Genomic DNA, 20,404 nt, shown 5'->3' on the forward strand with positions numbered 1-20,404 from the left:
CGCAGCTTCCGCTCCGTCGATACGACGGCAGCGGGAGCCCCTCCTATTCCAAGCCCCCCTGCTTTGTTCCAGCAATGCCATCGAACGGTTCGTTGCGCTCCAGAGCGCGGTTCAGCTTCTGCAGCATATCCCCAATCCCCCTGCTCCCGACCAGCGGAAAATAAATCCGCGTCTCCCCGGAAAGCACCTCGGGAACGATCTTGGTAAACTTTTTGCCGCCGAGCACGACAACTTCCTCAAAACGGTCCAACCGCTTTTCGCTTACTTGACGTTTCAACTCGTGCAATGAAATGATTTCCGGATGACCGCTGCCAAAGGCGACATTGTAATTTTCGTAGAGCCTATCGTCCGGAAGCAAAAAACCGTGCTTGGCCGACAATATCGCCCAATGGTCAAAAAAGCGGTCCGCATACGCCTGACATTTTCGGTGAAGGGGCGAAATGTACGCCCGTTTGGCCGGGCAAGGACCCGACGGTGCGGCGGCGGTATCCCATATTTTTTTGGCTCCGCAAGGGATGATGCACAGTCTGTTCACGTTCGTCCCGCTCCTTCCGTCGTTGTGCGCGAGCAGCCTGCGCTTCCTTGGCTGTCTGCCGTTTACTGCTTCGCCGCGCGAACGGTGTTCCCCTTCTTTTTTCCCGGACCTGCAACCTTCCTCCCTTCTCGCACGTATATCCATTATCTTCTATATTTTACTGGAGCCGAGGTGGAAGCTAAATGACAACACAATTGAACATCGTACATTACCACCCTGATTATGCGGAAAGCGTAGCCGAGATGTGGAACCGGAGCCAAGACGAATGGGGCGGAGGACCGGCCATCCGGACAGCCGAGCAGATTCGCCAGGACGAGGAAAACTCGGATGCCTTGGCCGTCTTCCTCGCCGTCTGCGACGGTCAAGTCGTCGGATACTGCAGCTTGGGCGAATACCGGGAGGATACCGGCGCGCTGTATATCCAGCTGTTGAACGTACGCCCGGATTACCACGGCCGCAAAGTCGGCAAAATGCTCGTGCTGCGGGCGGTGGAGGAAACGATCCGCCTGGGCTGGCCGCGCGTCGATTTGTACACTTGGGAAGCCAATATGAAGGCGGTGCCGCTATACAAGAAATGCGGCTTTTTCTGGGAAGACCGCGAGGACGCGACGCACTTCATGAACTTCATCCCCCAAGTGGCCGCTTGCCAAGCACTTGCCCCCTATCTTAAGGATATTGATTGGTACGCCGATTTGAAGCGGACGATCGAAGTGAAACCGGACGGCCATAAAGCGAACGGCTTCGATACATACACTTACGCGTGGTCCAAGAATGGACAATCACTGCGCGTCGATATCGAGCGCAGAGGCCGCGGCATCTGTCTCATCGAAACGGAGGACTACTTGCTGTCCGTGACCGCCGAGCAGGCCGAGCCGGTGTTCGGAAGCGAGTACGCTATCGAATACCGCATCGTAAACAAATCGGGCGCTCCGCTTAAGCTTGAGCTTCAGGGCGAACCGGACCGCAATGTGACATTCGATTGGAAAGGCGAGCTGCAGGTGGAAGGCGAGGAACGGATCGCCGCGCGCTTCTTCGTCGGAGCCATCGAGGAAGAGCAGAGCGAATGGCGCACCTGCCCTGCCGTGCAGACGCGGGTGCGAATTAACGGTCTGGAGGCGCTGCTCAAGGTCGGCATCGTGCCGAAATTTCCGGCCGGCCTGACGATGCGGGTGCCGGATGCGAGGCATGCGCTTGGTGGGGATTATGTCCTGTACCTCGATTTGCACAATCATTTCACGGAGACGGCCTCGTTCTCCTTCGAGCTGCCGGAACAAGCTTGGCTTGCGCTCGGACAGCGGGCTTTCGAAACGCGCTTGGAAGCGAAGGAGCGGATCTCGCTGGCGGTTCCGTACCGTCTGCTCGACTACGGCTTCTACCAAGCCCCGCTTCAAATCCGGGCCGTTCCGGACAACGGGCCGGAGGTGGCGTTCACCCGTTTCGTTGGCGGAGCCTTCGCTGGGCCCGGGGCGATGTTTACCGGAGAGACGGAAGACAACCGGGTTGCCGTCAACGGCGGCTATGGAATCGAATACGATAAGGATCATAATGAAGCGTTCCTTCGGGCCTGGAACCGGAAGGACGAACAAATCATGATGTACCCGCCATCGATAGGGAAGCCGTATTCCGGCGAATTTACGCGGAAGAAACCGGTACGTGTCGAGCCCCAAGAGGAGCGGGGAGCGGTTGGGTACCGTCAAACGTACCGCTCGGATACCTTTCCGCAGCTGCTGCTGCATCTCCATACGCTGCTGTACGCCGACGGAACGGCGAAGCTGTGGCAGGAGCTGGAAAACGACTCGAACGCACCGGTCGTCAGCGAAATGTGGGTCTCCCAGCGCATTCGTTCCGACTTGTACGGGATGGTTCTGCCTTACGACGGTCAAATCGTCGAAACGACCGACTCGCACGGCATCGATTTCGAGTACTGGGACGGCTCCAAGGTTAGCGAGCCTTGGCTCTTCGCCCGCGGCGCCAGAAGCGCATACGGAATTTGCTGGTCCGGTAACCACCGGATGAATATGGGCGATTGGTATCTGGAGCTGGAAACCCGCTTCGGACGGCTGGAAGCCGGAGAAACGAAAACCTCGGATACGATCTTCTTGTCTATGGGCGGTTTCGACGATTGGACCTCGTTCCGGGAATTTGCCCTGAAGCGCATCGGACAGGAAACGACGGCGCCGCCGATCTGCCATGTGGAGCTGACGGCCAACGAAGGAAATCCGTTCGTGCCGCCGGAGGCGAAGGAAGTGCCGGTCGCGCTTCGGGATGCGAAGCAGACCGTATGGGAAGGAGAGCTCTCCGCCTGCTACATGGATGCGGCGGCAACGCCGGAGCGGGTGCATTTGTCGCCCGACGACGAGGCGGCGGAAGCCCGCTTCATGCTGCCTGCGCCGGAAGCCCGCTGCTGCGTGGTCCGGGTGGAAGCGCAGCTCGGCGCGCATGAAGAAGCGTATCATGCCGCGTTGTTCCCGGTTTCGGCCGGTGAAGTCAGCAGCAAGGCATCGACTGAAGCCGGTTATTCGGTGCTGACGGCCGATAATGGTATCATTCGCATCTCGGCTTCGGCCGACTATTACCCCGGGCTGCGTTCGCTAGCGGTCGGGGGCCGGGAATGGCTTGCTTCCGGGTTTCCCGAATACGGGGCGAAGTCGTGGTGGAATCCTTGGACCGGCGGCTTGTCGGGCCAATTCGACGAGATGGGTCCGTTATCCGTGCGCAAAGAAGAGCATTCCGCCGCCTATGTCCGTCTCTCCGACGAGAAAGGCAACGTCTGGGCAGGCATCCGGGTCCGTCAATCCGTCCGAAACCACGATACGTTCAAAGGGACGACCATGGACAGCTACTATTTGTTGCTTCCCGGAGTACCGGTGCTTGCTTATATGACGGATATCCGTCAGAACACGGGATCGTATCTGGATAAATCGATGCTCAGCGAGCTGTTCCTTCGTCCCGACGAAACGGACGGCTATGGGTGGCTGCAAACCTGCGCTCCGAACGGCAAAGCGCTGCGTTACCCTCTCGGAAAAGGGGAGCTCAGCGTGCGCGAGACGAAGGATTACGTATTCGGCCTGGATAGCCGGACCGGAGTCATGCACATTGTGACAGACGAAGACGCCAACCGCCCTTCGGTCTACACGAACAAGGAGATTTGCTGCCTATCGCTCACGCGGAGGGTTCGTCTGCCTCACGGAAGCGTCAGCCGCTCGGCTCCGGTGTTCCTCGTATTTCCGGACGCCCCGCTGCCGGTGGACAGCTTGGAAGCTTTACGCAGACTCGCCTTCCCTCTTATACTTGATACCAGCGACACGGAAGGAGAGTAATACGGAATGAAAATCATTGATGCTCACATGCACTTGTCTCATATTGCTTCGTTCAAGGAAACGGCGGAAAACCGCTCGTTCGTCGATTACTCCGTTGACGGGCTGCTGCGCGAATACGCCGAGAACGGCGTCGTGCTGGGCATCGGCATGGGAGTGACGGAGACCGCCGCCGGAGGCTTCCCCGACCGGGAAGCCCCCACGCCGATGGGACTTGATATGGTGGACTCGTATCCGGGGCAGATCGTGTACTGCCCTGGCGTTAACCCGTTCAAGCTGGGCAACGCCGGACTGGATGCCTTGGAGCGGGAGCTGCAGCGGCCGGAGGCGGTCGGAATCAAAATTTACCTCGGCTACTATCCGTACTATGCGTACGATGACGTCTACCAGCCGGTCTACGAGCTGGCGAAGCAGTACAAGGTTCCGGTCGTCTACCATACGGGCGATACGTACTCGGAGCGCGGCCTGCTGAAATATTCCCACCCGCTGACGGTGGACGAGGTTGCCGTCGCCCACCGCGACGTCAACTTCATGATCGCCCACTTCGGCGACCCGTGGGTGCTGGACGGAGCCGAGATCGTCTACAAGAACCGCAACGTATTCGCCGATTTGTCCGGCCTGATGGTCGGCGATGCCGCGGAATGCGCGCGGCTCAAGGATTCCCCGCTCTTCTTCGCCCATCTGCGCCACGCGGTGACATACTGCGACCATTACGAGAAGATGCTTTTCGGCACCGACTGGCCGCTTGCCCCCGTGCAGCCTTATCTGCAATTCGTGCAGGAGCTGATTCCGGAGGCGTATCATGAGCATGTCTTTTACAAAACCGCCCTGCGCGTGTTTCCGAAAATCGCTCCGCTCGTGGAGTAACCGCATTTACGACGCATAAATGCTCAAAAAAATCCCCGCCTCGTCGATGGCAGCGACGGCGGGGATCAAAGATATATGTTAAGTAACGGGATCTTCTTAAGTATGCGGTTCGAAGCTTAAGCAGACCTTAAAAGAAGTTCAAAATTGGATTAAAAACTAGAACGGCTAGTCCTTATACGGGTCGAATTCGTCCGCTCCGGCCATGCATACGCCGATTGGCTTCAGCACATGCATCACCTCGATCGTCTCTGCGTGGGCGTCCAACACCTCCTGAAGCTTCCGGTACACGAACGGGCTCTCGTCCGTCCCGGCTCCGCGAAGCTCGACGCCGAAGCTCCGCACGGCCTCGTGCATTTGCGCCTCCGAGATGAGTCCGCCCGAGCGGGTACGCGTCTTCCAGTTCATTTTTCCGGCCGCTTGCGTGCGGCTCATGATTCTTCCCGCGCCATGCACCGTGCTGTAGAAGGCCGCCCGATTCTCCTCCGTATCCTTCCCCCGGACAATGACCGAGATGTCGCCCATGCTGCCGCCGATGAACCCGAGCTGGCCGGGAGCGGACGGCGTAGCCCCTTTGCGCACAACGACCGTTTCGCGGCCGCCGTGCGTCTCTTTCCAGGCGTAATTGTGGTGATTATGCACCTCGAATTCCGCATCCGCTCCCAGAATCGCCAGCACCTGACGAATGACGGCGTCTCTTCCGGCATACGCGTACCGCCCGGCCAGCTTCATGGCGCGGTAATACATATCGCCAAGCTCGCTGTCCAGATCGAGCAGCACCGGCGGCTGGTCCATCTTTTCCCCCGGAGCGTTGGCCAAAATCTCCCTGCCCGCCGCAAGATTAATAAAACCGCTGGCCGTCTTATGGCCGAACCCGCGGCTGCCGAAGTGATTGCCGACCCAAAGACGTCCCGTCCCCGCTTCCTCGAACAAGTCGACGAAGTGATTCCCGCTGCCTACGGTCCCCAATTGGTCGCGGGCGAGCGCCTTGAGCTTATCGTGCTCCTGACGCCCGATGTTGGCATAGACCGCCCAGTCCGGATCGTCGAACAGCTCGTGATCCATCTTCTCGCTGTTTACGCGCCCAATGCCGAACGAAACGTTCCGTGCGATGTCGTCCATGATGCGCGCCAAGCCGGGCCGGATATCCGCTGCCAGCAGGTTCGTTCGGACCGCTTTGTTCCCGCATCCGATATCGTACCCGACGCCGGAAGGCGAGATTTGTCCCTCGTAGACGATCACCCCGCCGATCGGCTGACTGTAACCCTTATGGTGGTCCGCCATCAATAGCGCCTGCACGACATTTCCGTGCTCCGCACACGTTTTGGCCTGCGCCAAGGCGCCTGCCTCCGGGTTCCCCCAGACGCGGACGCCGTCTATGATTTGATAAGCCATGCCGTCAGCTCCTTTTCCTGCAAAAGCTTTGCCATTCGTTCCTTTACTTGTTCATTCGGCTCGGAAGCGATCAGTTCCTGCAAAGCGCATGCCACTTCCTCTCCCCAGTCCGGAAGAGGCCATACCTCCAGGCATTTCAACGCCATGTTCCGGTTCATGGTTGCTGGGCTCAGCAAACCGGCAGCAATCAGCTTCGTCCCGTGCCCTTCGAACACGTCCAGCGCCTGCAGCAGGCTTTGCAGGCATTGATGCGGCCCGTACTGCTCCCCATAGCCGATCTCATCCTTCGGACCGCCGGCGATTTCCTCTAGCGGAAGATGCGCTTCCGCATAACGGACCAAGCGGTCCATCCGCTCCGGTTCATCTGTTCGCGCAAGCTCATAATACAGGTGACTGTCCAGCGGATGCTCCGGAAGCTGCTCGAATAGCTCCTCCCAAATGTCCATGCGGAGCCGTTTGGCTGCATAGATCGCATGCTGCCGTACCGCGCTATCCTGCGACCGGATGCCCTCCCATATTTTGGCCGGCCATTCTTCGTTGCGGATGACGTTCTCGCACAGCCGTTTGCAGGCTTCGCGCAGGTCGCCTGACCAGCCCCTCTCATACCGTTGCTCCCAACGCTGACCGTCTTCGTTTAGAAAATCATAAATATCCGTCACCACCGACAGCTGCGAAGCGGTCACGCACATCGTCTGCGAATGCCTTAGAAAATCGCCTACCGCCGACGCTGCGTCCTCGTAGTCGTCGATATCTTCGGCCGGCCCACCGGACAGCAGCGCGGAGAGGATGACCCCTGCCCCGTCATACAGCTCGAGATCCACGGAGGCTTGCGACAGCGCTTCGGCCAGCCCGCCGTTACGCGCGCAATAACAGGCCAAATATTCGTTCATGACGCTGTTGCGGCATCCGTGGCGAAGCAGCCAGTCCCGGATTTCCTGCGTCTGCGGCTCCAGGCGCTCGACCAGTTGGATTTTGCCCCAGCCGTCGACGTTCTTGGCCAATTCGAACAGCGTCTCGTTGGCGTTGTCCAAACTGCCCCGAATCGCAACCGCCGAATAGAGCGTAAATTCGTCATGCTTGCCCAGCGTAACGACCAGCTCACGGTGTCTCTCGGTTTCGAACTGGCCCAACAGCGCAATCCCCAGCTTGACGACATTGCGGTGCGCCCCGTATCTCGCGAACCACTCCGCTTCCTGATACAGATTCGGAATGACGACTCCAGGGTGCTCCCGCAGCGACTCCAGCAGCGGGTCAATAACACTCAGCACATCCTCCTGCATGAGCTTGAGGTAGGTGGCGCGTCTTGTTTTGCTCCCCGGACTCCGGCTTTGCTTGACCAGAAGCTGCACCAGCGCCTGCACTTTCGCCGTCTCCGCCTGCCCTCCGGCGTGGTGGCTGAACGTCCCGTCCATGCCCCCCGCGACCCAGCGCACGGAATGCCCGGCCCAATACTCGTCGTCATCCGGCAGCCTGGCGTCATTGAGCCGGCCTTGGTCACCCAGCGCGGACACGATGTACTCATAGATGGAAGGCTTCCCGGCCCATGGATATAGTGTATTTTGATTAAATATGCTCATCATCGTCAATCACCTGTTCTCCCACACTTCGTTAAGCACGGCGCGGAACAGCCCATCAAGCTCATGAGCCTGTCCGCCTTCGGCGCTTTTCAGATGAACGGCCGTGCGCTCGAAATGATTCATTTTTTGTTCCAAAAACTCGTTGATGGGGTTGATCCTTGGCTCGTAGTCCATTTCGTCTCCCGCCATTTTGCGGTCCACCAGCTCAAGAATGACCTTTTTCAGCTCGCTGCCCTCCGGCACCAAACGGTCCACCAGCACGTCGAATTCCATCGGCGGCATCGCGTTAAACCGCTCGATCCATTCGCAGGCCAGGACCGGGCGAAGCACGTAAAAATATTTTTTGATCTTCACCTGCTCCCCCTGCAAGTAATCCCGGTAATTTCCCTTCGCCATATTGAGATAGTGATACATGCACGATTTCGGGGAAAAAGTCAGCGGCGAGATGCTGCGAATACGCTCCGCCGCAGAGTAATTCTCGTAGTACGGGATCGGCGATTGCAGCCACTCCAGCAGCGGCGGGTTCGATTTGCGAAATAAGTTCAGCGCCTTCTTCAAATCCCAGCCGTTGATATCAAGCTTGTCGCTGATTGGCCGCTCGATCACGTCCCGTTGCTCAAATATGGATAAATACCACTCAACAGGCCGGACGTATAGGAAACGGACATCGTAGTCGCTGTCCTTTGACGGGAACCCCCACGCCCGGCTGCCCGATTCGCAGGCGTACAGGATGCGCACCTGCTCCTGCCGCTCGATGTGGCACAGTGCTTCTAATATATGTTGACGAAAGTCGGTCATCGCGGTTTTCCCTCCTTGGGATCGAGATGGTGGTAATGGCAAAAGCCATCGACCTCAGCGGTCCATAGCCCGATGTTCTTATAGAATATCATCCGAATAGGACCGATGAGATGCGGAAGTCGAAGCTGCCGCGATTCGGCAGCCTGCGTTGTTTGTACTTCAGGATGAACTGTAAAATCGTCGTCGTAATCCCTGCCATCTTCATCGGCCTCCTTTTTCGTTGGAAATTGCTCGTTACTTTTCGCCGCCGCCAAGCTCCATGGCATCGATCTTCCCGGTCATGTCCGAGTAGCCCTGTACCGCCTGCGCAATATAGGACAGCACGGTGTCGCTCCAACCGTAAATATAGAATGTATTCCGATCGGTGGGCGGCGCCATTGCATAGCGGTACGGCGCAATGTCGACAATGAACGCTTTGACCTGCGGGTTCACTTTGGCGCGGTATTTTGCCAGTTCGGCGTAAAACGGACTGCCGCTGTTCTGCTGCTCATCCGTGATGATGATGATCTGATCGACCCGTTTGTTTTCGTAAAACAGCTTGCGTACCGGTGCGCCGGTATCGGTTCCGCCGCGGGAACGGATGCGCTCCGCTTGCGTTAAAATGCTGTCGTGACGCGACGGCTTGGCATCCGTCACTTCCGTATCGAACAGCCAGAACAACGAGTTCCCTTGCGTTTTCTTGTACAGCGCCAAGGCGAATACGGACCCGATCTGCAAATATTCCCCTTGCATGGAACCGGAAATATCGAGGAAAATCGCCGTGTTCTCGCCGATCTCCGGCAAATTCGCGAACGTCTGCTCCACCGCCGCCCGAAGCGCGTCGCGCAGCTCCGGACGCTCCACCTCCCGGAACGCCTTGGCGAACCGGAACGGCAAAATTTTCGCTTTGCGCAGCGCCTCGGCATTCGTCAGACGCTCCACTGCGAACGCCAGGTTGGCTTTCTTCTCGAACACGCCCGCGCGATCCAGCGCGTTCAAATGGCGCAGCAGCGCGAACGTAGGCATCTGGCGCAGCAGCGCCTCCCAGACGGCCTTGGACGGCTTGATCGCTCCCGTCACCGTTTCGTACGGCAGCTTGCCGCGTTCGATGCAGGCGAGCTGCTCGGCTTCGCTTCTCGCCCGCTTCAATTGCTCCAGCGCCTCCACCTGCGGGAGCATGGCGAGACTTGTCTCCTGCCCGCGCAGGTAACGGAACAGCGCCTGCTGCTTGAGATCGGCCGGCTTCGGATGGGCCGTCGCGATCGCATCGCCCAAGCTAAACCCGCGTCCCCGGCCGTTGTACTTCAGCGCCCAATATTCGGACACCCCGGAGAGGAAGCGGGCAACCTGCCGTTTCACGGCCCGACCGCCCTGCCCGCGGCCAAGTCCCCGCAGGATCGTCAGGAAGTCGGACAAATCGGAAGGAATCTGGACCACTTGGTCGAACACCTTGGCGAACAGATCCGGCCGGTAAGACGACAGTATGGCGAGTCCGAACAGCGGCTGCAGCCGCATGAATCCCTCGTTGCGGGCAAACACCAGCGCTTTGGCCATAAATTGCGGGTTTCGCTGCGCCATTTCGTGGTGCAGCTCAAGCGCGTCCTTCAGCAGCTCGTTTTGATCGGCGTAAAATGTATTTCCCAGCGTATTGGTTAACAGCGTCTGCACGTACTGCTCTTCGGCCGAACGCGCATAAGCCGGAAATCCGTCTTTGTTATGTGTTGTCGGCAGCATGGCGCCGAACATTTTTTTAGCGAAACTCATGGTTGGTAACCTCCTAAAGGTTTTGCGTAGCAAAACCACTTCGTAAGCATATTCTTAGTTTTTTGCGTAGCAAAAAACGGCTTCGTCATAAACTCCGGCGAGGAAAAGTGAGGAAGGTTAGCGGCAGGATTCGCCCCTCCTTTTTGCCTAACTATGCGAAGGAACCCTCCCCGGCGCCTCGCCGTAATATTACCTATTAAGATCGAAGCGAGGGAAAAACGAAAAGGCGCATGGCGTCTCTGACGCCCGGCTTTCGCCGTCAATTCTTTTCCCATAAAAGTCGAAGGAGCCCTTTCAAGCGCCTCGCTTCGGTATTCATATGGTGAAGATCTCCGAGGAAGTGGCGGAAAGGTACAATAACCGCTCTACCATCTGAGCTATTCCGCCGTATAGCGGAAGCCGGACTCGAACCGGCGACCTGTCGCTTAAGAGGCGAAGTAACCCTTCCAAGCGCCTCGGTGATCTTTTGGCGTAAGGCTTTTGCCTTTCGGCGTCGGCCTTACGTGTACTATCATCGCTTATTTTCGGCCCCGCGAACATGGCGAAAGTATTACGACGAGAGAGAAAGTTTTCCTTTTTCTCCAATTCCCTTCCCTGTTACAATAAAAGGAACAGCTACGAAAGCGGAGGTTGTCCATGGCCAGAGAAAGCTTCGATAAAGAAATCCAGTTTTTGCGCATGCTGGTGCTGACCAGCGGCGCCTACAGCCGCCAGCAATTCGCTCAGCGGCTCGGCATCTCCGTACATACCTTCGATAAAACGATCCGGCGGCTGAAGGACATCGTGAACACCATGTACCAGCAGCTCCCGCAGGAGCAGGGCAAAGAATTCGCCGAAACGCTCCGCTTTAGCTACTACGAGTCCGCAGACCCGGTGCTGCTCTTCTTATACCGCGCCAAGTCGCTCAAGGAATCGGAAAGCCATCGGCTGTCGCTGCTGCTCGCCGCCATGCAGGATGAGGCGCGGACTGTCATGGAGCTACTCGATGCGTGCTGCAGCGATCTTCCCGCGGAGCTTCCTTTGCCCGACGAGAAAACGATTCGCTCGGATCTGAAATATTTGGAGGAAGTCGGCGTTATCGTAAGAGAGCCCGGAGGAAGGCCATACCGGTACCGCGTTCACGACCGGCTCGTCAAGGAACTGACCTACGAGGAGCTTCTCGATCTCTACGATTACGTCGACATTATGGCGAATACGCAGGTGCCGTCCGTTCAAGGCTATCTTTTGCGGGATAGTGTGAAGAAGGCTTTGCAGCATGCAGCCGGCGCGGAAAACGTCACAGGGGATCCTTTTCTGTACAAGTACCATTATTACTCGCGCATTCTGGATGAAGCGCATTTGTTCACCCTGCTAGGAGCCATCCGGCAGCGCCGGAAGGTGCGTTTTCTCTATTTCTCGCCCAAAACGCGCAAGAGCTACGCCTCGAAAAATACAAATCCGCTGTTCGAACGCGAAACCGAGGGAAAAGAGGTCGTGATGCTGCCGCTCAAGGTGATCTACGATCATCAATACGGCCGGTGGTATTTGCTTGGCTCGGAAAGCCGGCAAGGGATCGTGAAGTTCCGTTTGGAAGGCTTGACGCAACTGAACGAAGACGAAGCCGTACCGGAAGAAACGTTCAACGAGAAGCTGCACCTGTTGGAGGAAAAAACCCGCTACAGCTGGCTTATCGATACGGGAAGGCCGCTTACGGTGCGGGTGCGGTTTTTCAGCCCGGAGGCCCCGCAGCCCAATTTCGTCAAAGAGCGCGTGCTGCTCCAAGGGCAATGGGGACACATTACGGAGGAAAACGAGACTTCGTTTATCTATGAAATTAAGGTGCACGGGACGACCGAGATCAAGCCTTGGCTCCGCAGCTTCGGCTCCAGCTGTGAAGTACTCGCACCGGAGCACCTGCGCCGGGAGCTGATTGAGGAGTGGAAGGAGATCGCAGCGTACTATGAATCCGTTTGAGAAAATTTTTAATTACCAAGTCATGTCCCGCCTGCATGAAACAGGCACGCTCGCCGTCACCTCCCATGAGCGGACATGGCTTAAAGCGATGCTGGAGCACCCGGCGTCCGGGCAAGCTTTTACTCCCGAGACGCTGGAGAAGCTGCAAAGCATGCTCCAAGGCGACCCGGCGCTGGATATGAAGGAAGGCTTCGGGGAAAAAGCCAAAAGCCGGGAGCATCAGGTCTACCATCCGCTTTTGCGTTCCTTGCGGCGGATCATGCTGCGGAAGAGCGGTATTCTCATCAACCACCGGATCAGAGACGGACGGATGTTCGAAGAGCAGCCGGGCTTTCCGTTCAAGCTGGAGTACTCGATGGTCAAACGGGAATGGTACTTGATCTGGTATCACCTCCGGTATCGGGCGCTGATGAATACGAAGCTGCAGCATATTGTGGAGCTTGCGGAGCAACCGGTTTCGGCGGAGGAAGCCGCGGCAGTCGAAGCGGACATAAACCGCATGCTGGAAGGCCGGAAGGAATCGGCTGTCATCGAGGTGGTGCGCGAGTATAACAACGAGCTGTCCCGCATCCTGTACGCCTTCTCGTGCTTCGAAAAGCAGGTCGGGTACGACGACGCGGCAGACTGCTACACGATTCGGCTGACGTTCCTCGGGGACGAGAGCGAATATATTTTGTCCAAGCTGCGCTTTCTCGGCAAACGGGTCCGGGTGGTCGAAGGCGACAAGCTGAAGCGGCGCATGCGGGAATCGGCGGCCAAGGCGCTGAGCCGATATGGAATAGCGGAGGAGCAGCAGGTTGTTCCGTGAACGGCGGCAGGCCGGATAGAAAAGGGCGGGCCTCAGCCGCAAGCCGACCGGCAACCTAGTAGCGCTGCTGTTCGGGCGTTGGATTGGTCTGCCGGGAAATCGAGGGTACCCAGGCTCGTGGGACACCCTGTAAGGCCCGGAGACGCTGGAGCGCTCGGTGAGTTCGATGGCGCATGAGGAGTTCTCGATGACGCTGGATGGCTCCAGGCTCTATGATGCTCTAGACACTCAATGGATGCTCTTTGACGCTCTATGATGCGCTAGACACTCGATGGATGCTCTTTGATACTCTATGATGCGCTAGACACTCGATGGATGCTCTTTGATACTCTATGATGCGCTAGACACCGGTAGATGCTCTTTGACGTTCCATGATACGTTAGACGCCCGATGGATGCTCTTTGATGTTCCACAATACTCTATATGCTCGATGACAACATACTCTACGATGGTGCTATGTGGCGCTCGACGATACCCCAGACACTCTATGATGCTCGATGACACTTTACGCTATGACGCTAGAGGTACACTCGGAAGTGCGTTTCAGCTCACGGTGCACATTACTTCCGATGGTCTCTTGCTCTCATGCGGCCGTTCGTAAGCAATGCGGCAATCCTCATCTCAGTAGCGACCTTCGCAAAACCAATAGAGGAACCCAGATGCGCTAAAATACTTCCAATAGCCCTATTCTGAAAAATAGAGGAACTCAGATGCGCAATTATCCCGGCTCGACGGCAAAAGCCGGTGAATCCGGCATCATTCGCCAGAATAGAGGCACCAAGTTCCTCTATCGCCCCAGACAACGAGCAAAACAGCCGAATAACGAACACCAGTTCCTCTGTCCCCGGAAGTCACTCCCTGCGATCCGTCATCCAAGAACCATCATCTAAGAGAAATCGACGCCGCACAGGGCTTGCAAACCGCCTACAGCAGCGCAGCGCCAAACGCAAGCTTGGGATTCGCATGCGCTGAATCCCAAGCCAGCCGCCCTATGAGCGCACAATTGCCCGCGAACGATATCTACAGCGAGCAATTGCGAAATGGAGCAAAAAGCTCCGCTCCAACAGCTTCACGTCCGAACGCTTCCGCCAAACGAACCGAAAAAAGGAGGTGTCCTTATGACCGCAATACATTGGCCTAACGCGATTTTGTTTGCTCTTCTTTTCCTGGCCTTTCCGATCTACGTTATTTACCGGCTGCAAACGATCTCCCGCAAGCTATCCCGTATCGAACAGCAGCTTCTCGACCAGAAGCGGGCGCAGTTCAAGGCGGACAACGCCCGCATCGCAAAATCGCAAGAGCCCCCCACCGCCTAAGGCTGTATGGCAACAGCCCTAAACGATGGGGAGCTCTCCTGCATAGCATACACACATACACAGCCTTCACTGCGGTCCGATCCGCCCGAAAATCCCTCTTCCAACGCGAGATTATCGGGCGTCCGCTCGCATAAGCTCAAAACCGACAACTTATGTCGCCGTTACAACCTGCTTGTAATAATCGTCGATGAGAACGGCCTTGCCGCCGTTCAAGCGGGACTCTTCCGCCGCGAACGCCATCAAATGGCTGCGCACAGAAGCGCTGGCCGAGGTCAGGCTTTCCCCGCCGGCATTGCTCCGCACCTCGCGCAGGAAGCTGCGCACGATGCCGCTGTCCCCTCCGCCGTGGCCGCTGACCTGCGGCGGAATCTCAATCTCCGTCTTCTGGTGCGTCAGAAAATCCATCAGCGTGATGGTGCTCTCTTCCCCGCGGAGCTCGCCGCGCGTGCCCATAATCTGGATGCGGCGCTCCTGCTCCCTCGTAAAGCCGCACATGCTAAACATCGCCGTAGCTCCGCTCGCGAATTCCATGTTGACCACCTGATGATCGACCACGTTGTTGTCGCACTTGTAGACGCAGCGGCCGTACGGCGACTCGCGCAGGCCCTTCACGATGTTCTCCCACGTCAGCTCCTCCGTATAATGGCGCGCCCAAGCTTTGCCTTCGCCCAGATAGAACCGCGGGGCGGAATAAGGACATTCCGCCTCAACCGCACAGCCGTCGATACAGTAATCCGTCGATCCGGCAGGCGCATTCCCCGAATGAAAATGCATCAGCGAGCCGAACGAGCTGACCTTGACGCACGGCTGGTCCATCAGCCACGACAGCACATCCATGTCATGACAGGATTTTGCCAGAATCATCGGACTGGATTTGTCCGAGTTGTTCCAGTTGCCGCGGACGAAGCTGTGGGCGATGTGCCAGTAGCCGACATTTTCGTTCAGCTGAATCGACACGACCTCGCCGATGCGGCCTTCCGCGATGATCTTTTTCAACGTGGCCCAGAACGGCGTGTAGCGCAGCACATGGCAGATCGTCAGCAGCCGGTTGTTCGCCAGCGCTCTCCGCTCCATCTCCACGCATTCGCGCGGGTCCGGCGACATCGGCTTTTCGAGCAGTACGTGGTATTTGAGATCCAGCGCCTGCAGCGTCGGCTCATAGTGCATCCGGTCTTGGGTGCAAATCATGGCGATATCGGCCATCTGCGGACGGTTGAGCAGCTCCTCCCACGTCTCGAAGCAGTTTTCCCGGGAAATACCGTGTTCGGCTGCGAACTTTTCCCGGCGCTCGGCGTTAGGCTCCGCGACGGCTACGAATTTCAATTCATGCGGGCAATCGAGCGCGTACCGCGCATAGCCGCCGGCCCCTCTCGCTCCGGCTCCGATCAAGACGGCTGTCATTGGTTTCATGGTCTCGGGCTCCTTTTTCCGAATATCATACTCATCAGCCGGCCTTAAGCCTTACTGCCAGCCAACTTTCGCGTTGTTGTCCTTGATCAGCTTGTTCACTTCGTCGACGACTTCCTTGCCGCCCTTCGACATAAACTCGTCTACCATCTTATCCCAATCCGAAAACGGCCGCTGGCCGACGATCATTTTCGTTTTCTCGTCGTTCAGGAACTGGGACAGCTCGGTCCATTTCGTATTGTACAGCGGCGACTGAACGGCCATCACGGGGCTGAGATAAATTTTGGATGTCTTGAGATAGGCGACCACCGATTCGTTGAACTGCCTTTCGAGCGGCGATTTCGAGCCTTTGATGAACACTTCCAGGTCCTGGTCGTTCGGCGCCCAGCCTTCGGTGTTGATGTATGCGCTCGGCGCCACGTTGGAACGGTTTTCCTTAATTGGAATCGGCACGCCGTCTTCCATTTTGTAGCCTTTGCCTTCTTTGCCGTTCAGCCAATCGTACTTTTCATTCTTGGAGTTACGCTGGTCCGCCGGCGTAAATTCGCGGAAATAGTCCATGATTTCGAGAATACGCTGTACTTTCTCCGGATCGTTCTTCAGCTTGGCGCTCAGCAGATACATTTTGTAGTATCCGGCCAGCGAGCGGATGCCCTGCGTGCCGTCCGGCGCTTTGAAGGCCGGCAGTGGCGCAAGCACCGCATTGGGTGCGTTTTCGGCCAGCGTCTTGTAGTTGATCAGATTGCCGCCCGGCTCCTCGTACCAGATTCCGACTTTCCCGGCGTTGAACGCCTTGAACACGTCGATATAGTTCGTAACCGCCCAGTCTTTCTTGATCGCGCCTTCCTTGTACAGATCCGTCAGGAACTTGACGACCTCTTTACTGCCTTCGCCGATGTCGGGGATGTACTGCCCGTTCTTGTCCTTTTCGTACCAAGCGCCGTAATACGGGCTGAACGTAGGGCTGTAGTAGATGTTTTTGGCCAACCCGAGGCCGATCGTGTCGTCCTTGCCGTTGCCGTCCGGGTCCTGCTTGGCGAACGCGATGGCGACTTTCTTCAGCTCCTCGTAATTCGTCGGCATCGGCAGTCCCAGCTTGTCGAGCCAATCCTTGCGGATAACCGGCTTTTTGCCGCCCTTGGCGTTGAAGAAATAAGGAACCGCGTATACTTTGCCGTTCACCTTGAGCATATCCCAGACGTTGGAAGGTACCGGCTTGAACGAATTGTATTTGTCGAGATAGTCGTTCAGCGGGAGAAAAGCGCCCTGCTTCGCCCATTTCATATAATTGGCATCCACCAGCTCCATGCCGATGACGTCCGGAATATCGCCGGAGGCCATCGTGACGCTGAGCTTCTCGTCATACGTATCCCAAGGAACATACTGCGGCTTGAAGTCGACGTTGAACTTCTCGTTGATCACTTTGACCGCTTCGCTGTCCGGCCCCGGCACCGGATTTTCCCACGTGCCCGAGAACCAGGTGATCGTTATCTTTTTATTTTTGGCGTCCGCGCTGCCTTTGCCGGCGTCCGCCGCACCCGAGTTCGCTCCTCCGGAGCAAGCTGTCATACTGCCCGCTACGGCGAGCGAAAGCAGAACGGAAACAGACCGTTTCATTGTCATGGATGCATATCCTCCTTAAGGTGTAATGCTATGGTACATCAGTCAAACCGAATATCCAACCCCCTAGCCTTTGACCGAGCCCAGCATCACCCCTTTCGCAAAATGCTTTTGCAGAAACGGATACAGCACGAGAATCGGGATCGTCGACACCAGAATCGCCGCCATGCCGATCGTTTCTGCGGGTGGAACCTGCAGCCCCCGGGCCGCTTGCACCCCTTCGGACAAAATATTGCCCGCCTGGCTTAGAATCACGATCTGACGCAGCATAACCTGCACCGTCCATTTGGCCGGATCGTTCAAATAAAGCAGCGCCGAGAAATACGTGTTCCAGTGGGCCACGGCGGAGAACAGCCCGAAGGCGGCCAGCGCCGGCTTGGACAGCGGAAGAATGATGCGGGCGTAAATTTGCAGGTCGTTGGCCCCGTCGATCAAAGCCGACTCCGTCAGCTCATGCGGAATATTAAGAAAAAACTGCCGCATGACGATCAGATTGTACGAGTTGATGGCGACGGGAAGAATTAACGCCCAGTACGAGTTGATCAGGCCGGTGGCGCTGACGATCATGTAAGTCGGGATAATGCCTGCCCCGAAGACGAACGTGAACAGGACGAGGAACAGAAACACCCGTTTGCCGAGAATGTTGCGCGACAAAGCGTAAGCCATCATCGAAGTCAGCAGCAGATTGACGATCGTGCCCACGACGGTGACGAAGACGGTCACGCCAAGCGAGCGCACGAACGAATCCGATTGAAAAATATAGGCGTACGCGTCGAGCACAAAGCTTGTCGGAACGAGCAGCAGCTCGGTCTTCACGTACTCCGTGTAGGAAGTAAACGACACGATAGTCATATAGTAGAACGGGAACAGCATCAGCAGCGCGATGATCACAAGGAGCGCCCCGTTGACGGCCCCGAACGCTTTTTCCTGCCATGTGCGATTACGAATCATAGCGTTTGCACCTCCGTATCTTGCTTTATGCCGCAGCCGCAGGTAAGATTAGAACACGCCTTCTTCGCCGAAGCGTTTAGCCAGACGGTTCGCCCCGATAATCAGCAGCAGACCTACGAGCGATTTGAACAAACCGACCGCGGTGGCGAAGCTGTAGTCGGATTCGGTCAGGCCTTTGACGTACACATACGTGTCGAGCACGTCGCCCACCGATTTGTTGAACGGGTTGAGCATCAGGAAAATCTGTTCAAAGCCCGAATCGAGCACGCTGCCGAGCCGCAAAATAAGCAAAATCACAATCGTGCTGCGAATCGCGGGAAGCGTAATGTGCCAGATTTGCCGCCAGCGGTTGGCTCCGTCGATGACGGCCGCTTCGTACTGGCTCGGGTCTACGGCGGCCAGCGCCGCGAGGAAGAGGATCGTTCCCCAACCGGATTCCTTCCAGATCACCTCAAGCACGACGAGAGGCATGAACCAGCCCGGCTCCTGAAGGAAGGCAACGGGTCCGATGCCGAACAGCACGTGCAGCAGCTTGTTCACCAAGCCCTCAGACTGTAGGAACACCGTCACCATGCCAATCACGACGACCCAAGAAATGAAATGCGGCAGGTAGACGATCGATTGAATGAGGCGCTTGAACCATTCGCGGCGCACCTCGTTGAGCATCACGGCGAGCACGATCGGCACCGGAAAGGCAAAGGCGATTTGCAGCAAGGACAAGTACAGCGTGTTCCAGAGCACCCGCAGAACTTCCTTGTCCTGGAAGATGCGCTCAAAATGCTTCAGTCCGACCCACTCGCTGCCCCAGAAGCCTTGAAATGCGCTGTAATCTTGAAAAGCCATCATATTTCCGGCCATGGGCAAGTACTTGTATACGATAAAGTACACCAAGCCCGGGAACAGCAGCAGATACAAGTAACGCTCTTTCCACATCCGGGACAGCAGCAGTTGCCGGCGTGAGCTGCCGGACACGGACTCCGCCGCAATACGGGAAGGACTCGGATCGGGCGATGCCTTGGCTGTGAATTCCGTTTCCATAAGAAAACTCCTTTCTCGGTTTCATTGGGACTAGCGGCAGGTTCGCACCCGTTATCTTGGAACCGCTTCCAGTCTATTTTGAGACTTAAGGGCCGCCCCTATCCCGGGGCCGCAATGTTATAATATAGTGAGAATTCGTCTCCGAAAACCGTCGCTATTGCCGTTTTATCACGGTTTTCGGGATTTCCGTAAATCAGTGAAGCATTCGAAAAACAGACATATTGCATCCGATCCGCCGAACGAAGGGAGTCAACCGCCTTTGCCAAGCATCCTCCGCATCAAAATGAAAGCGCGTTCCGTTTTTTTTAAGCTGCTGCTCAGCTTTCTCGGGGTGATCGTTCTTCTGGTCATCTTCGAGCTCCTGACCTATGGAGTTTTCCGGCAAAGCCTCCGCGATGAAATCATCAAATATAACACGGTCAATCTCACGAACACGACAAACGATTTCGAGCAGCATTTTCAGCTGCTGGAGAATACGATGCTGAATTTATACCTGAACCCGCGGCTGCAGGAGCTGAACAGCAAGCCGTATCTCGATTACGTGGCGGCCAACAAGGTGACGGACTATCTCAGCAATACCGTATCCAATCAGGCGCTGTACTTGAACAACCTGTTCGTATACGACGTCAAGCATTCGCTGATGCTGGAGAAATCGAGAGGCGCGAGCCCCGAATCCATGTTCACCGAATATTACGTCAATCCCGTTTACACCTACTCGTTCTGGAAAAAGCAATTGGAGCAGGCCGGTCCGATGACGATCTATCCAGCCGCTTCCTATCTGCGAAACGGCTTGCCGGGCGATACGACCGGTCCGGTCTGGCCTATGCTGGTCAAAAGCCGATTTTATCCGGATTTCATGATGCTGGCTTTTGTCGATGCGGACCGCATGTTTCAAGCGTTCCACCGCTCGGTCAACGACAACTTTTACGTATTGGACGCAAGCGGCCGTCTGCTGTTCGCTTCGGGCTCCGCAGCCGATGAGCCTCTGCCTGCTCTGCCTCCGGGACAGGATTGGGTGAAGGCGGATAACCAGTACTTCTTCTACACCACCGGACCGAAAACCGGATTCACCTATGTGAATC

General features: G+C 56.8%; 15 protein-coding genes. 6 read left to right on the forward strand and 9 right to left on the reverse strand.

The features are described from left to right. Positions 1-43 precede the first annotated feature (43 nt). Entirely contained in the window at positions 44-535 is a 492-nt protein-coding gene (locus QJ48_RS18930; protein WP_054975088.1) for a DUF6884 domain-containing protein, read from the reverse strand. A gap of 182 nt (positions 536-717) precedes the next feature. On the opposite strand from QJ48_RS18930, the gene QJ48_RS18935 reads away from it, so the two are divergent. Next, positions 718-3,855 carry a GNAT family N-acetyltransferase gene (locus tag QJ48_RS18935; RefSeq protein WP_054975089.1) on the forward strand — a complete coding sequence of 1,046 codons (3,138 nt, stop codon included), beginning with the start codon at positions 718-720 and terminating at the stop codon, positions 3,853-3,855. Positions 3,856-3,861: 6 nt separating this feature from the next. After that, entirely contained in the window at positions 3,862-4,719 is an 858-nt protein-coding gene (locus QJ48_RS18940) for an amidohydrolase family protein (RefSeq protein ID WP_054975090.1), read from the forward strand. A gap of 165 nt (positions 4,720-4,884) precedes the next feature. On the opposite strand, the gene QJ48_RS18945 is transcribed toward QJ48_RS18940, so the two are convergent. From QJ48_RS18945 to QJ48_RS18960, 4 genes are all read right to left on the reverse strand, one after another. Beyond that, the gene (locus QJ48_RS18945; protein ID WP_054975091.1) at positions 4,885-6,111 is read right to left on the reverse strand and encodes an RtcB family protein; all 1,227 of its coding nucleotides are present in this window, start codon (positions 6,109-6,111) and stop codon (positions 4,885-4,887) included. Continuing rightward, the gene (locus QJ48_RS18950; RefSeq protein WP_054975102.1) at positions 6,093-7,691 is read right to left on the reverse strand and encodes a hypothetical protein; all 1,599 of its coding nucleotides are present in this window, start codon (positions 7,689-7,691) and stop codon (positions 6,093-6,095) included. Before QJ48_RS18950 ends, QJ48_RS18945 begins: the two co-directional genes overlap by 19 nt. A 6-nt stretch (positions 7,692-7,697) precedes the next feature. Beyond that, positions 7,698-8,486 carry a nucleotidyltransferase domain-containing protein gene (locus QJ48_RS18955; RefSeq protein WP_054975092.1) on the reverse strand — a complete coding sequence of 263 codons (789 nt, stop codon included), beginning with the start codon at positions 8,484-8,486 and terminating at the stop codon, positions 7,698-7,700. Positions 8,487-8,720: 234 nt separating this feature from the next. Continuing rightward, a complete protein-coding gene (locus QJ48_RS18960) occupies positions 8,721-10,229 on the reverse strand; it encodes a TROVE domain-containing protein (protein ID WP_054975093.1) in 1,509 nt (502 codons plus the stop codon). A gap of 636 nt (positions 10,230-10,865) precedes the next feature. Between QJ48_RS18960 and QJ48_RS18965 the strand changes: the two genes are divergently transcribed. The 3 genes from QJ48_RS18965 to QJ48_RS18975 all read left to right on the forward strand — a co-directional run bounded on the left by QJ48_RS18965 (position 10,866) and on the right by QJ48_RS18975 (position 14,306). After that, positions 10,866-12,182, forward strand: coding sequence for a WYL domain-containing protein (locus tag QJ48_RS18965; protein ID WP_054975094.1), 1,317 nt, complete (start codon positions 10,866-10,868; stop codon positions 12,180-12,182). Continuing rightward, the gene (locus QJ48_RS18970) at positions 12,169-12,990 is read left to right on the forward strand and encodes a WYL domain-containing protein (RefSeq protein ID WP_054975095.1); all 822 of its coding nucleotides are present in this window, start codon (positions 12,169-12,171) and stop codon (positions 12,988-12,990) included. The genes QJ48_RS18965 and QJ48_RS18970 overlap by 14 nt, the downstream gene beginning before the upstream one ends. A 1,118-nt stretch (positions 12,991-14,108) precedes the next feature. Next, the gene (locus tag QJ48_RS18975; protein WP_054975096.1) at positions 14,109-14,306 is read left to right on the forward strand and encodes a hypothetical protein; all 198 of its coding nucleotides are present in this window, start codon (positions 14,109-14,111) and stop codon (positions 14,304-14,306) included. Between the two features lie 150 nt (positions 14,307-14,456). On the opposite strand, the gene QJ48_RS18980 is transcribed toward QJ48_RS18975, so the two are convergent. The 4 genes from QJ48_RS18980 to QJ48_RS18995 all read right to left on the reverse strand — a co-directional run bounded on the left by QJ48_RS18980 (position 14,457) and on the right by QJ48_RS18995 (position 19,322). Beyond that, entirely contained in the window at positions 14,457-15,716 is a 1,260-nt protein-coding gene (locus tag QJ48_RS18980; protein ID WP_054975097.1) for a Gfo/Idh/MocA family protein, read from the reverse strand. Positions 15,717-15,767: 51 nt separating this feature from the next. After that, positions 15,768-17,336, reverse strand: a complete 1,569-nt coding sequence (locus QJ48_RS18985; protein WP_054975098.1) for an extracellular solute-binding protein — start codon at positions 17,334-17,336, stop codon at positions 15,768-15,770. Between the two features lie 63 nt (positions 17,337-17,399). Next, positions 17,400-18,284 (reverse strand): carbohydrate ABC transporter permease, encoded by an 885-nt coding sequence (locus QJ48_RS18990; protein ID WP_054975099.1) that lies wholly within the window; start codon positions 18,282-18,284, stop codon positions 17,400-17,402. A gap of 48 nt (positions 18,285-18,332) precedes the next feature. Next, complete coding sequence (locus QJ48_RS18995) at positions 18,333-19,322, reverse strand: sugar ABC transporter permease (protein WP_082420579.1); 990 nt, start codon at positions 19,320-19,322, stop codon at positions 18,333-18,335. Between the two features lie 259 nt (positions 19,323-19,581). Between QJ48_RS18995 and QJ48_RS19000 the strand changes: the two genes are divergently transcribed. Next, positions 19,582-20,404: hypothetical protein (locus QJ48_RS19000; protein WP_157261689.1), on the forward strand; the 823-nt coding region annotated here is incomplete at its 3' end.

Source organism: Paenibacillus sp. A3 (genome assembly GCF_001399685.1).
Lineage (GTDB): Bacteria > Bacillota > Bacilli > Paenibacillales > NBRC-103111 > Paenibacillus_G.